The organism is Pseudonocardia sediminis (assembly GCF_004217185.1).
Taxonomy (GTDB): Bacteria; Actinomycetota; Actinomycetes; order Mycobacteriales; family Pseudonocardiaceae; genus Pseudonocardia; species Pseudonocardia sediminis.
Genome location: NZ_SHKL01000001.1, coordinates 4,684,976 through 4,697,514, shown reverse-complemented (window position 1 = coordinate 4,697,514; position 12,539 = coordinate 4,684,976). Strand labels below are relative to the sequence as shown.

Annotated in this window: 19 protein-coding genes; all 19 read left to right on the top strand. The window is 66.6% G+C overall.

The window, feature by feature from the left end; all coding sequences use genetic code 11:
• Nucleotides 1-53: 53 nt before the first annotated feature.
• Complete coding sequence (locus EV383_RS21795) at nucleotides 54-314, top strand: hypothetical protein (RefSeq protein WP_130291643.1); 261 nt, start codon at nucleotides 54-56, stop codon at nucleotides 312-314.
• A complete protein-coding gene (locus EV383_RS21790; RefSeq protein ID WP_130291642.1) occupies nucleotides 311-607 on the top strand; it encodes a hypothetical protein in 297 nt (98 codons plus the stop codon). The genes EV383_RS21795 and EV383_RS21790 overlap by 4 nt, the downstream gene beginning before the upstream one ends.
• Before the next feature lie 298 nt (nucleotides 608-905).
• On the top strand, nucleotides 906-1,280 hold the full coding sequence (locus tag EV383_RS21785) for a DUF6980 family protein (RefSeq protein WP_130291641.1): 375 nt from the start codon (nucleotides 906-908) through the stop codon (nucleotides 1,278-1,280).
• Between the two features lie 29 nt (nucleotides 1,281-1,309).
• A complete protein-coding gene (locus EV383_RS21780) occupies nucleotides 1,310-1,684 on the top strand; it encodes a histone-like nucleoid-structuring protein Lsr2 (RefSeq protein WP_130291640.1) in 375 nt (124 codons plus the stop codon).
• Between the two features lie 34 nt (nucleotides 1,685-1,718).
• Entirely contained in the window at nucleotides 1,719-2,093 is a 375-nt protein-coding gene (locus tag EV383_RS21775; protein WP_130291639.1) for a hypothetical protein, read from the top strand.
• Nucleotides 2,094-2,538: 445 nt separating this feature from the next.
• A complete protein-coding gene (locus EV383_RS21770; protein WP_130291638.1) occupies nucleotides 2,539-2,763 on the top strand; it encodes a hypothetical protein in 225 nt (74 codons plus the stop codon).
• Between the two features lie 795 nt (nucleotides 2,764-3,558).
• Nucleotides 3,559-4,191 (top strand): hypothetical protein, encoded by a 633-nt coding sequence (locus EV383_RS21765; protein WP_130291637.1) that lies wholly within the window; start codon nucleotides 3,559-3,561, stop codon nucleotides 4,189-4,191.
• Complete coding sequence (locus EV383_RS21760; RefSeq protein WP_130291636.1) at nucleotides 4,188-4,448, top strand: helix-turn-helix domain-containing protein; 261 nt, start codon at nucleotides 4,188-4,190, stop codon at nucleotides 4,446-4,448. The genes EV383_RS21765 and EV383_RS21760 overlap by 4 nt, the downstream gene beginning before the upstream one ends.
• The gene (locus tag EV383_RS21755) at nucleotides 4,445-4,960 is read left to right on the top strand and encodes a hypothetical protein (RefSeq protein WP_130291635.1); all 516 of its coding nucleotides are present in this window, start codon (nucleotides 4,445-4,447) and stop codon (nucleotides 4,958-4,960) included. The genes EV383_RS21760 and EV383_RS21755 overlap by 4 nt, the downstream gene beginning before the upstream one ends.
• A complete protein-coding gene (locus EV383_RS21750) occupies nucleotides 4,957-5,802 on the top strand; it encodes a hypothetical protein (RefSeq protein ID WP_130291634.1) in 846 nt (281 codons plus the stop codon). The genes EV383_RS21755 and EV383_RS21750 overlap by 4 nt, the downstream gene beginning before the upstream one ends.
• A 46-nt stretch (nucleotides 5,803-5,848) precedes the next feature.
• Entirely contained in the window at nucleotides 5,849-6,127 is a 279-nt protein-coding gene (locus EV383_RS21745) for a hypothetical protein (RefSeq protein ID WP_130291633.1), read from the top strand.
• Nucleotides 6,128-6,951: 824 nt separating this feature from the next.
• A complete protein-coding gene (locus EV383_RS21740; RefSeq protein ID WP_130291632.1) occupies nucleotides 6,952-7,209 on the top strand; it encodes a hypothetical protein in 258 nt (85 codons plus the stop codon).
• Entirely contained in the window at nucleotides 7,206-7,565 is a 360-nt protein-coding gene (locus EV383_RS21735; protein ID WP_130291631.1) for a hypothetical protein, read from the top strand. Before EV383_RS21740 ends, EV383_RS21735 begins: the two co-directional genes overlap by 4 nt.
• Nucleotides 7,566-7,741: 176 nt before the next feature.
• Nucleotides 7,742-8,848: a hypothetical protein gene (locus EV383_RS21730; protein ID WP_130291630.1), complete on the top strand. Its 1,107-nt coding sequence runs from the start codon at nucleotides 7,742-7,744 to the stop codon at nucleotides 8,846-8,848.
• Nucleotides 8,845-9,207, top strand: a complete 363-nt coding sequence (locus EV383_RS21725; protein ID WP_130291629.1) for a hypothetical protein — start codon at nucleotides 8,845-8,847, stop codon at nucleotides 9,205-9,207. Before EV383_RS21730 ends, EV383_RS21725 begins: the two co-directional genes overlap by 4 nt.
• 484 nt (nucleotides 9,208-9,691) lie before the next feature.
• A complete protein-coding gene (locus tag EV383_RS31345; RefSeq protein ID WP_165438446.1) occupies nucleotides 9,692-9,862 on the top strand; it encodes a hypothetical protein in 171 nt (56 codons plus the stop codon).
• Entirely contained in the window at nucleotides 9,862-10,179 is a 318-nt protein-coding gene (locus EV383_RS21720; RefSeq protein WP_130291628.1) for a hypothetical protein, read from the top strand. Before EV383_RS31345 ends, EV383_RS21720 begins: the two co-directional genes overlap by 1 nt.
• A 169-nt stretch (nucleotides 10,180-10,348) precedes the next feature.
• Nucleotides 10,349-10,558: a DUF7218 family protein gene (locus EV383_RS33145; protein ID WP_423213657.1), complete on the top strand. Its 210-nt coding sequence runs from the start codon at nucleotides 10,349-10,351 to the stop codon at nucleotides 10,556-10,558.
• A 992-nt stretch (nucleotides 10,559-11,550) separates the two neighbouring features.
• A complete protein-coding gene (locus tag EV383_RS33140; RefSeq protein ID WP_130291627.1) occupies nucleotides 11,551-12,525 on the top strand; it encodes an HNH endonuclease in 975 nt (324 codons plus the stop codon).
• The last annotated feature ends 14 nt before the right edge of the window (nucleotides 12,526-12,539 follow it).

Below are 12,539 nucleotides of genomic sequence, written 5' to 3'. Positions count from 1 at the left end.
CCGAGTCCCGGGACCAAGTCGACCGTGCCCCCGACTGTCGACACTGCGGGGCCGTGGATCCACCGGTCCCGGTGGCTTGGTGCTGCCGCGAGCGGATGCTGGACGAGCAGCCGGCGAAACCAGTCGGGTTCCGCGTCGAGGCCGAGTGGTTCGTCGAGGACCAGGCCGAGGCTGAGCAGCTCGCCGAGTCTCTGATGCTGATGGGCGCGGAGACATCTAGCTCGTCCCCGGCCGAGGACTCGTGCGCGGGTCATGACTGCGACGAGATGCACACGTTCGTCCCGGGCCGGTGCGCCGCGGCGGTGACGACGTGAGCGCAGACGAACGTGCGGCGCTGAGGCAAGAGGTCCACGACGTAATCCGGACAACCACGATTGGCCGCGGCGCCGCCCTTGCCTCCACTCCGGACGAGATCGTGGAGATGACGGTCAAAGCTATCGCCGAGCGTCTGGACCGGTGGGTCGGCCAGGATCCCGCGTTCGAACACGGCTGGTACCCCAGGGCCTCGACCTTGGGCGTGGACATCTGCCGTCGATTGGATCAGACGACGTTGTCCCCGAAAGCGCTCGCTACTGCCAAGAAGGTCGTACGAGAGGTGGCGTCGTGACTGGACCCCACATGGAGATCAGCCCCAACCGTGTCGCGCTGGTTGACGGTGACGGCACGGTCATTCACACGATCGCAGAGGGCATGGCGGACAGGCCCCCGATGGGCGGCTCCTGCGAGTGCTGCGACCGCGCCGAGTCTCTGGCCGCCGAGAACTCCCGTCTCCGTTCCGACCTCGACACCTACCGCTCCACCCGCACTCTGGGTGGCCCTCCTCGCCCTGCTACTCCGGGTTGGCGGAATGCCGCGTCTCGGGGTCCCCGTCAGGCCGGCTGGGACGGAACCACCGAGGAGGAAACGTGACCGATCCGACGTACTGCTGCGACATGCTGCGGGAGAACGCGACGCTCTCCTGCGGCCAGCACACGACATCGCACACCTGCCCCGACGTGACCGTGGTCTGGTCCGACCAGCACCAGGAGTTCGGGCTGCCGGTTCGGGACGGCGGGTCGTCGTGGATCGCGATCGCGTTCTGCCCGTGGTGTTCTGCCGACCTTCCAGTCCTACCGTGTTCGTGCGGCGGGATCGGGTGGGTCGACGACAAGAACTGGTCTCCCGACTTTCGCGGCGACCGCCGACGTGTCGCTTCTGGCCGTGTCCCGTGCGGGTTCTGCAACGAGGGCGACTGGACGAAGCCGGACCCGATGACCGACCTGCCTGCTGCCTCTTCCTGACCGTTTTCCCCTGATAGGAGAACCATCCGATGGCCCGTGTAGCGACTGTCTCCCTCGTCGACGACTTGGACGGAGGGGAAGCAGCCGAGACCGTGACGTTCGGGCTGGACGGCCGGCAGCACGCGATCGACTTGTCCGAGTCGAACGCCGCCAAGCTCCGTGACCTCCTGGCCCCGTACATCGCTGCGGCACGGAAGACGGGCGGACCGGGACGCGGGAACCCGACGTCTCGCCGCTCGCCGACGGACCGTGCCGGGAACCGGGACCTGCGCGAGTGGGCTCGAGCCGCCGGGATCGAGATCGGCGACCGAGGCCGCATCCCGAATGACATCCAGGAGGCGTACCAGGCGGGCAATGCGTCGCTGGTCTCCCACCGTTTCCGTCGACCCGCCTTGGCCGGTTGATCCAGATCGAGTGCGGGTGCGAGGAGGAGGACGAGTGAGCGACGACATCGCATCGGGCGACCCGACCCCACGGCCTCTCCGCTACGTGATCGAGGTCTGGAACGCGCCCGGCCACAGCACCGCCGAGTCCGGCGTCGGGACCGTGGAGGAAGTCGCCGCGAAGCTTAGGGCGGAAGCAGACCTGCTGTGCCCGCCGCCTGCACAGCCCCTGTCCAGGCCCGACCTGAGCGCGACCGAATCGAAACTGGCGAACGACATCGCAACCGCCATCACGCGCTCCCGTCCTGATTCCCACGTCCTGTTCTCGACCCGCTTCCGCGCGGCCTACGCAGCGATCCAGTCACTCCGGGACCGTGATGCACGAGCGGCGGCGTACGACGCTCGTCAGGACGCGGGGCAGGAGCCGTGACTCGCTCCTGCTGCCCCTCTGGCGCCGGCTGCCGCCACCCACACCCAGCACGGGACATGACCGGCCCGGGGCTCAGGCGGGCTCTCAGGGGTACGGGGAAGGGGTAGGGAGCGATGAGCGAAGTACGACTGAGGTTCATCTTCTTGCACGGCGCTGAGGTCTGTACCCGCGTCGACGAGGACGTAGCAACGGGCATACAGGAGGCGGCGGCTGCGGTGTGGCGGGGTACCAAGGACGCCATGCCCAGCCAGATCATCAGGTCCACCGATGGCGGACCGACGGTGCACATCAACCTGCACGCGGTAGCGATGATCGAGTCTCGGGACCTGAGCGACTAATAAGGGCCAAGTGCAAGGGCGTCAGGACCGGCGCGCAGGCAGTGCCCGGCACCGGTCCCGACAGCGGCCCTAGCCCGTCACAACCCTCCGAGTGGGAGACTCCCAGCGTGGACCACATCAGCGACTACGAAGCATTCACCAGTGCCTACGGTCGTGCGTTCACCGACGCGCACATCTCCGCGGTCGGAGGCCAGCAGGACCAGCAAGAGCGGTCTGGACAGGAAGAGATCGTCTGGGGTGAGGTCCAGCCACGGACGAAGTCCACGGTTGCCGCGTGGGAGAAGGCGCGACGGGCTGTCTCCGACCCCGACAGCCTCCGTCACGACGCCTGATCTCTCGGTCCCCACGTCCGTTCCCAATCCTCGTCTTCCTCGTCGAGCCGGGACAGGTAGGGGGCGGACATGGGGTCTGCGTCTGAGCCCGAGTACCGCTCCTCGTGGAGGTTCATCAGTAGCTCCTCCTCTTCCTCTCGTCCAGACCAGTCCAGTCCCGTCCCTTTCGCCTAGCGGTTCGCTAACCGACTGGGTTTCTGGCTTCCTCAAGTCACGCACCTGTTCGCGTCCAGGCTTCCTAGGTCGGCCACCCTTCGCGCCGTTGCGGGCGTTCGCGGCCTGCTGCTTCACGACGTCGTCCCGGAGGCGTTGGTACTGGGCGTGGTGGTTGATCCGGTAGGTCCTGCCCGTGTCGGACCACCAGCCGACGTCGAGCAGCTCCGTCACCGCGGCCGTGTCCTTCGCGAACCGACGGAGGTCGTCCTTCGGGATGGCGAGGTCCAGCAACTTCCGGTTGGACCAGCACAGGCCCTCGACGTGGAGGCGGAACGCGGCGGCCGACAGGGTCCAGCAGTCGTCGCTGAAGTCGTCGGACAACTTGGTCCATGTCATCGGCCCCACCGCCCTGCTAGGCGGGTCCGGGTATGGCTGTCTAACCTGCACATGGCGACTCCTTGCAAGTCGTCAGGGGTTCGACGCCATCTGCTGTCCAGGCTGGGCGTCGGACCCCGTTTTCATGGGGGAGCGTGCACCTCGAATCTTACCGCTCATCCGCCTGTCGATCCATTGATCTGCGGGCAGTTTCGTGCTGGTCAGCGCACCAATGGGCACGCTTATCGCGGTAGTATGTAGGGCATGACGGAGACAGTCGGATCGCGCGATTCCGCACCATCATCCGGTGACTTCCGAAGTCGCATGAAGGCCGTACTCGCAGACGTCGACAACGACCCGAACCCGTCCCCGGCGCTCCTCTTTATGGCCGACGAACTGCGCGAAGCGATGATCGCGCTCGGCGCCGACAGTGAAGCTTTATCGGTCGTCCGCGAAGTCTGGGGTGGCGGACGTCCAGCGGGTCGCGGGTTCTTGCGATACCGCGACGGAAGTCGGTGGCCGAGACTCGCCGCTGCTCTAGACGTTCTTGCTGGCCTACCGCCAGAGCAGGTCGGACACGACGTCCTAGCGTTCCGTCAGTGGGAACTGGACACCGGGCATGACGACGATTCCGATCTCCCTCCCTCTCTCCGTTCCGTAGACGACGTACGGCAGGTGTGCGAGAGCGAAGGGCTGACCATCGCCGAAGACTTCGACGCCACGTGGGGCGGGCAAGGTCAGCCGTGGGTGTCCTGTAACCCCGACTTCGGCGGCGATGTGCTGGAGATCGTCTCGGTCGAGCGGGCTGACGACTCTGACGTAGCAACGATCTACGTCGGAGCCCTGTCGTCCCTACTCCTCGCTGCTATCCGTTCCGCCCGCGAGGAGACCCCGTGACCGCGACCCCAGACACGGCGCCCCAGCCGAGCGGTGACTGCGAGCTGACCTCCTACGCCGAGATCGTCGAGGTCATCACGAACCTGCGGTTCCTCGTACGGGAGAAGCGTCGCCGCGAGCGGCTGTCGATGCGGGCCGCGGCCGAGCAGATCGGGGTGGGCAACGCCTCCACGATCCATCGGTTCGAGCACGGGAACGACGTCTCGACGGAGAACCTCGTCGCGATGATCCGCTGGCTTGATCGGGGCGCGTCATGACCCAGCTCCGCATCCTCGTGACAGGTAGCCGTGAATGGCGCGACTACGCCACCATCCGCTCCGACCTCCTGGCGCTGTTGCAGTTGTCCACGACCGGCACACCCGTCCTGATTCAGGGCGGCCAGGTCTCCCGAGACAAGGGCACGGGGGAACGGTTCGGCGCCGACTACCTCGCGAAGAAGGCGTGGCAGGACATCTCCGACGAGTCCGGCTTTCAGTCGCTGCACGAGGAGGTGCGAGCGGACTGGACGGGCCCGTGCGACCTCACCTGCACCCGTAACCACCGCCGGCCATCCCGCGGCGGGGGAACGTACTGTCCGGCAGCAGGCCCCCGTAGGAACGCCCGGATGGTGACCGAGCACAAGCCGACGCACGCCCTCGCCTACCCACTCGGCGACAGCGCCGGAACCAACGACTGCCTCCGGCATCTGCGCGCTGCCGGTGTCCCCGTCAAGGTGTGGGAACCGTCCTCGCGTCCCACGCTGCGCCTAGTCCACGGAGGTGCGCTGTGACTGCACAGACGATTCCGGGCGTTGAGGCGCCGCAGAAGACCACCGCCTCGGATCTCCTGTCCGCCCTACGACGGCACTACATCCGCGACGAGACCGTCCCAGCAGGGATCTTCGCCGCCGAGATCGACGCGCCCGGGGGAGGCCGCCGAGCCGACCTCATCTGGCAGGGCGTCACTCGCGCGGCCGGCTCAGAACTGGTCGGCCACGAGATCAAGGTGTCTCGTGCAGACCTACAGGTCGAACTAGCCGACCTCACGAAGTCCGACCCGTGGCAGCGGTACTGCGACCGCTGGTGGCTCGTCGTTCCTTACGCCGCGCTCGTGGATGGGCTCGACTTGCCGCCGTCGTGGGGCGTCATGTGCCCGCCATCCCGCGCCCGGTCCCGCGCGATGACAGTGGTCCGTGAAGCCCCACAGCTGAAGCCCGATGAGCAGACGCCTGCTGTCCGTGCCTTGGCCGCGCGCCTGCACTGGACCGTGCGTGACGCCCAGGAGCAGGTGGCTCGCCTCGGTCGGGATGTGGAGCAGTGCCGGGACACGATCCGCGACCTGTCGAGCCAACTTCGCGAGCACGCCATGGACACCGCGAACGGTGTAGAGCGGGACATCGCCGCCCAGATAGTCCGCGAACTAGGCCCGACCTTCCACGACGCCAGCCGCATCGGCAACGGCGGCATCGGGTACGTCGACGTCGAGACCGTCATTGCCGCACTCCGCGACGTACAGGTTGCGAACAAGGCCGCTGATCTCGCGACCAAGCGTTCTCTTGACGCTGTCCGGTCGATCCAGAACGTGCACGCTGGTTTAGCGCGGTTCTTGGAGCAGCACGGAGGAGAGTCGTGATCGCCGCGTCGCGTCCCACGCTGCGTCTCGTACATGGGGGAGGGACATGACCGCCGATCTCAACGCGCTGGGGCCGCCTCCCTGCTACTGCCCGATGACCGCGGTCGAACCCGAGCTCATCTTCAAACCCGACATCGTCCCGCTGCCACACCCGGAGACCCCGCACTACGCGGAAGCCCTCGCCGCCGTTGACGCCGAGAACCAGTACCGGCAGCGACGCTGGGAACGGGAGTGTGAAGCGGACCGCCAGCGCGTGAAGGCCGAGGAAGCCAGCCGCCGCGAGATGCGACGGAACTGCCCAGCGTGCCGGGAGTGGTGGTCGTGAACGAGCCGTGCGAGAACTGCGGAACCCCGGTGATGGTCGACGACCTGATGGGCGCCATCCCGACTGGACCAACCACCGTGTCTCGCGTCGAGACGCCCTTGGGTTTGCTCACTTGCCGCACCACGCCGGTAGAGCCAAGCCCCCGCCTCTACGAGCGCGAGCCAGCCCACTTCACGGCCAGCGGCGGAGGCACTGTGGAGGGCGCGTTCCTCACCGAGCACACCCCTGACCGTTGCCAGTCCGCTCGACGACACCGACAGGAGACGCGATGACCGCCGGCGGTGATTCCGTATGCGTCAGGCCAGCAGACCTCCGGCTATGGAGGGACACGCTCCGGGGTGAGCGGTCAGCTGTAGCGGTCGGCGAGAAGCCGTTCCTGCACGACCCATGGCCCGGGACGCAAGTTTCGCTGGCCGACCGCATGATCGCCTCAATGGAGGCGTACATGATCTCCACTGGAACCGACTGGCCCGACGAACAGGACCGCGCATGACGACCAACGCTTGGATCCGTAGCCCAGTTGACGAAAGGCAAACGCACCGTCTGATCGGCTACGGCGTCCCTTACGACGACGCCGTGCTGATCGTGCCCTGCGGAGAGTGCAAGGCGGCCGAAGGTGTCGCGTGCGCGAAGCGAGGCGGAGGAACCCACGCCCGTCGCCGCGACCGGGCACGGCGGATGGTCCAAGGGGCGGCCTGGAAGCTGGCGATGAGGCACGAGAGGGAAGCGCTCCGCAAGAATCCAGACGGTCCGCTCTGGGCTGCGCAGTCGATTCCCCACCGTTGCGGAGCCAGCGGCCCGCATGTCATGACTGAGTGCACGGCATGACTGACCGTGACTCGACTGCCGCGCGGGTAGAACCCCGCGAGGAGAACGACCCGTTCTGCACCTGCCCGAGCTGCGGCCTGCTCGGCACCCACTACCTCCGCCACACCGAGTACCCGCCCAACGAGCGCGTCGAGGGCGGGTTCGTCGTCATGGTCATCGGCCGGCCCCCGGAAGGCACCCCAGCCGTCCAGCGCCAGTGCGTGTTCTGCGACCACCAATGGCTACGTAGGCGAGACGCCGAGGAGACCTCATGACCGACACCGACGGGCCGCGCTACACCCAGCCACTGCCACAGAGCGACCACGATGATCCCGTGCTCGACACCGCCTGGGACCTGACGCTGCCCTGGTGCAACACGCAGAGCGGCCAGAACCCGAGCGTGCCCACACCCCACGGCGCCGACGCCATCGTCATGACCGCTTTCGCTACCGCCTACCGGGACGCACAGAAAGCGGAGCAAGCCATCCGCAATCTGGAAAAGGACCTCGCGCACCAGCGGCAGGTGTTTGCCGCGAACCGTGAGTACCTGGAACGAGAGATCGAACGAGTCGGGCACATCCGCCGGTCCCTAGTGGACCGCGCCGAAGCGGGGGAGACGAGCTCCGCCTGAGCCCGACGACGCGGCCCCGCCCCTGTGCTGGGGAGCGAGAGGTGGAGCCGCGCCGATCTAACAGACGACCACGGGGACGAGACCGAGGCTGATCCGAGACTGTAGATCACGGAGGCCGCGCCATGTCAGACCCGTACGCCCTCACATGCCCTTGCCGTTGCCACGGGAGGGGCAGCATGGCCGACTGCGACCAGGACGGCGGCTGCGGCTCACTCCACGCCGAGCTCGACCGCCGAGGCAGCTCGAGTCGTGGCGCTGTGGCCGGCCAGATCGCCGCTGTCGCCAGAGCAGCATCCACCCGCACGGCCACAGCCAACGCGCTACACGCGCAGCCTGACACCACAGAGGACGAACCTCCGGAGATTGACCGCACCCGACGCTGCGCACGCGACCGACGCTGCGGAGACCGGCAACGAGTCCAAGGCCCCGACGGGCGCCCAATCAAAGCCAAGGGCCACCTCGTCTACGTCGGCGTCCCCATCAACACCGACCGCGGCCTGTGCACCATCTGCACCCAGACCGTCCGCAACGAAATCCCGCACCTCGCAGCCGACTGGCGCGAACTCGCCACCCTCATAGCCGCCGGCGGAGACACCACAGGCGAAGTCGTCTCCTCATCCCGAGACCTCCCCGTCCCCATCAGGCTATCCGTCGAAGCCCTCATGCGCGACATCGACGTCGAAACCACCCTCTGGGCCGAGCAGGTAGCCGAAGCACTAGGCCAGGACTGGGACATCGAAGCCGCCTGGACGTCCCGCGCCCGCATCCGAGTCGAACGAGCCGTGTCCGTCCTCACCAACACCACCGACACCCTTACCCAGCTCCCCGCCATCGACCGCGACGTCTACCGAGGCGGCGAACGAGTCCGCGTCTGGCGACCAGACCCCGAAGGCGGAGACGTCCTCAGCACCGGCGCCACCGGCTGGCACGAATACACCTACTGGGCGCAAGACGGCCTCGACGCAGCCCTACGGATGCTCGACCTCCACGACCGCACCCGCATCCTCGCCGGCCGCGGCGAGCTCGTGCACAAACTTCCCGCGCCCTGCCCCAACCCCAGATGCGGGCGCCTCACCCTTGTCCGACCCAACGGCAAAGACCACGTCGAATGCGAGACCTGCCACGAACGGTGGGCCGAAGAGGACTACAAGCGCCTCACCGACATCCTCGCCTCCGACGAGAACAGGCGGATCAAAGCATGCAACCAGTGCGACAAGATCGGACGGCTCCGAGACCGAACCGTGTGCGACCACTCGGCCCCCGTCCGGCGAGGAGCGGCATGACCTGGCCGTGGCCCGGAGACACCCGCACCGACCGGGCGCAACGCTGCGCGCGCTGGTACCGGGACCTTCTCGCCGAGTACGCACCAGAGGCCTGCGCCGAACTGGACGGGCAGCTCGTCGACCGCTACGGCCAGACGTGGCTCCGCCCAGTCCGCGGCGTCGAAGAACTCGACGACTGGGTGACCGTCGACATCGCAGCCGAACACACCGGGGTCTCAGTGCGAGCCGTTTACATGTGGGTCTACAGAGACAAGATCGACGGCGACGTCGGGAAAGATGGCCGTCTCCGGGTCGAGCTCCGAGCCGCGCTGGACTACAACGCCGAACTGCGCCGCACCCGCGCCCAACGTGCCAGTTAACGAGCGCGACTTGACCATGCGCCCGTTCTCAGAGAACATGGAACCCGGGCATTCTTATGTCCACTTCTTCCGAAGCCGCTCAGAGCGCGCGATCGTTCTTATCGGGCACGGACTGTCACGAGTCGTCGGTCTCAGCCCGGGGAATCCTGGCACCACCGCTACCGGGGGTGACGATGCCGCCACTCACGCGAGCTCAGCAGCAAGCCAGGGAAGCGGTCCTCGTCAGGTCGGCCCCGCACCGCGAGGCCTTCTCCTGTCCAGACATCCCTTCCGTGGATGAGCACCTTCGCGTCCTGTGTAAGCGACGCAAGGTCGACTCCCTCAGTCCCGCCGGTCGTACGCGCATCAACGACGATATCGAGGCGCTCTTGGACCGGCGCTTTTTCTTGTCCCGCACCACCTCCTGACCCACCTGCTCGGCCCCTAGGTCTCCGCTCCCCAGCGACATCTCGGGCCCTGCAGGTTCCGACAGTGGAGGCACCCGATGGCGAACGACTGGCTCCGAGCGGTGCACGAGCGCCTGGACGGCTGCGAGCCGCGCGAGCGTGTGCCAGCGACAGTGAAGCCGGGCGAGTGCGTGGTGCGCAGGTCGAGCCTGTACCCGCAGTTCCTGGACGCCGGGATCCCGCCTGTTGAAGACCACGAGGAAGATTGATGCCGCGGCCTCAGCCGGCCCACATCGAGATCCTCGAGTACACGCCAGCCCAGTCGGGTAGCGGTGCTACGGGCGTACTGAAAGCCAACGAGCTCCGCATCAACGGCACCCCGATCCTGTGCCCCAAAGGCGAGACCATCCGCGTCCACGCCATGGAGTTCAACCAGGCCGACGGATACCGCGACGACCAGGCTGACCTCGTCAAGGTCACCGTCACGATGTTCGCCCACCGCATCCTCATCGAGCAGCGCGGCAACCCTGAGGCACCGCCTGTCGAACCAATAGACCTGCAGCACCTCGACTTGCCCCAGGAGTAGCCATGCCAGCGAAGAAGACCAGCGGAGGCCGACCGAAGTCGCTCGGCAAGAAGAGCGGCGCCAAGGCTGGTACGCCGGAGGCTGCGCGGGGCAGCGCCGCAGGGGGCCGAAAGAGCCGTCGTAAGAAGTAGCGCAACCCGAAGTGCTGTCACCTCGGAGGTAAGACGCCATGGCTCGCAAGGGCAGCGGCAAGCGAGGCGGGAACCGCAAGGGCTACATCGCGCCCGGACGCAGGAATGTCTACGATGCCCTGCGCAGGCAAGGTGCTTCGAAGTCCAAGGCCGCGGCCATCGCGAACAGCGGAACCACGCACGCCAAGCGAAGTGCTAGCGCCCGCAAGGCAGCCAGGACCAGGGCAGCACGAGGGCGTAAGCGGTGACGCCGCGCGTTCCGGTTGAAGTGCTACCGGGCAGGATCCAGCACTTCCACCGTCCCCCTGCCGAAGTGCTACTCGCACAGCAGCCGAGCCACGATGCCTAGACCACGCATCCGTGTGTGCTCCACTCCAGGTTGCCCCGATCTCCATTCTCTCGGCGGTAAGTGCCCAGCCTGCAGGCGCACAGCGGACCAGGCCCGAGGCACGCCAGCCCAGCGAGGCTACGACCACGAGCACCGCACACGGTTCAGGCCAGGCGTCTTGGCCAAGCATCCGACATGCCAATGGCCTGAGGGTTGCATCGAGCCGAGCACAGTGGCCGACCATTGGCCATTGAGTAGACGTGACCTCGTTGCTCAAGGCCTTGATGCTAATGACCCTGATGCGGGTCGAGGCTTGTGCCATGTGCACCACGGCAAAGCGACAGCAGCCGAGCCGGCTCAGCGAGGCGGATGGAACGACCGCGAGCAGTACGCGTGACCCGAAGCGTGAGCCGAACCCGATGGCTTCGCGTCGATGGATGGCCTTTGTCGCACGTACGTGCCGGCCGCTGCGTAGTGGTTGAGCTCGCCGAGCGGGCTTGAGGCCAACCTCCGAATCGGCCGGCGGCCTCCGCTCTTGCCCGCCAGCCCGTCACTGCGAGTGACCGCAACCGGCACGCTTCTGACCTGCGGAAACGCAGCATGTGATCAACGATCAAGGGTCTGACCAGCGGTTCTTAGGGTACCCTGGCGGGGGACCCAAGGGGCGCCTGACCTGCCAGTCACCGGCGGGGAGAGCCGCCCTAGGCGCGCAGGGTTCACCCTTCGCGATCTTCCACCTGCCGCCACTTCCGGCCCGCAGGTAGACACACCCCTCCGCTGATCCCGGAGGGCTAGACAGGCCCGGAGTTCCCATGCTCCGGGCCTGTCGCATCTCATGGGAGCAGTGACAAATTGAAAACGCGCGTAGCACGTTGCGGTCACGAAGTGCCGAGCCATCCTGGCCGACAGCGGATGGCTTGCGAGTCCTGCTCTCCGGGGCAATCGTGGCCAAAGCAGGCTCGCCAGGCTCGGTGCGGCCACCTCGTGCCAGCACCGGCCGGAACGCCACCGCTGTATTGCGATAACTGCGACGCCCAGCGTTTATGCGTGCAATGCGGATCTAGCATCGCTGGCCGTCGTGGTAACACTAAGTTTTGCAGCCTGTTCTGCTCGCAAGTCCACGCCGGGGTGCGGTTCGCCGAACCGTTGCCAGACCGACCATGTGCACTAGGTACATGTAGCCTCCTGTTCCGCCCGCGCCGTCATACGCAACTGTGCTGCTGCGAGGATCACGGCAAGCGGTTCTGGCACGAGAATGCCAAAACGCGGGGGTACGTCGACCCGGGCTTGCGGGTCAAGCGGCAGTGCGAGGCCTGCGGCCAACTAGTTGAACGACGACGGCAGAGTCTTCGCGAAGGCGCTCGGGTTACCTGCCGCTCAGGACCGTGCCGAACACTCATATTCACGGGTCAGTGGCCGTCAAGTGCTGTTCCGGATGGACACCCAATCCGCAGCACCCCTGTGCCAGTCACCCATGAGTCACGTCGGCGGCACCGGGTTCGGTTCGTTGACAGTGAATGCCGTGAGTGCGGGGATCGATTCCTGTGGGACCGGACGATCCAGGGAGCGGATACGTGGTACTGCTCACGGCGGTGTAGTAGGCGCGCGGGCAACGGGCGCCGTCGGTTACGCAAACATCGCAGCGAGTGCGAACCGATCTGGCGGCGCAGGATCTACAAGAGAGACCAATACCGCTGCCATCTATGTCGAAGAAAAGTAGCAATCGACAAGGCGGTTCCGCATCCCCGTGCGCCGACACTGGATCACGTCATCCCGCTGGCCCGCGGCGGTAGTCATACCATGGCCAACTTGCGAACAGCGTGTTTCAGTTGCAACTGCCTCAAGTCCGATCGGGGCGGCGGTGAACAACTAAGCTTGATCGGCTAGACGGAGGTGAATCT

Excerpts from the sequence above, each read along its gene's own strand:
- EV383_RS21780 (WP_130291640.1), top strand. The coding sequence starts at position 1,310 with ATGGCCCGTGTAGCGACTGTCTCCCTCGTCGACGACTTGGACGGAGGG.
- EV383_RS21765 (WP_130291637.1), top strand. The coding sequence starts at position 3,559 with ATGACGGAGACAGTCGGATCGCGCGATTCCGCACCATCATCCGGTGAC.
- EV383_RS21755 (WP_130291635.1), top strand. The coding sequence starts at position 4,445 with ATGACCCAGCTCCGCATCCTCGTGACAGGTAGCCGTGAATGGCGCGAC.
- EV383_RS21745 (WP_130291633.1), top strand. The coding sequence starts at position 5,849 with ATGACCGCCGATCTCAACGCGCTGGGGCCGCCTCCCTGCTACTGCCCG.
- EV383_RS21740 (WP_130291632.1), top strand. The coding sequence starts at position 6,952 with ATGACTGACCGTGACTCGACTGCCGCGCGGGTAGAACCCCGCGAGGAG.
- EV383_RS21735 (WP_130291631.1), top strand. The coding sequence starts at position 7,206 with ATGACCGACACCGACGGGCCGCGCTACACCCAGCCACTGCCACAGAGC.
- EV383_RS21730 (WP_130291630.1), top strand. The coding sequence starts at position 7,742 with ATGGCCGACTGCGACCAGGACGGCGGCTGCGGCTCACTCCACGCCGAG.
- EV383_RS21725 (WP_130291629.1), top strand. The coding sequence starts at position 8,845 with ATGACCTGGCCGTGGCCCGGAGACACCCGCACCGACCGGGCGCAACGC.
- EV383_RS31345 (WP_165438446.1), top strand. The coding sequence starts at position 9,692 with ATGGCGAACGACTGGCTCCGAGCGGTGCACGAGCGCCTGGACGGCTGC.
- EV383_RS21720 (WP_130291628.1), top strand. The coding sequence starts at position 9,862 with ATGCCGCGGCCTCAGCCGGCCCACATCGAGATCCTCGAGTACACGCCA.
- EV383_RS33145 (WP_423213657.1), top strand. The coding sequence starts at position 10,349 with ATGGCTCGCAAGGGCAGCGGCAAGCGAGGCGGGAACCGCAAGGGCTAC.
- EV383_RS33140 (WP_130291627.1), top strand. The coding sequence starts at position 11,551 with ATGGCTTGCGAGTCCTGCTCTCCGGGGCAATCGTGGCCAAAGCAGGCT.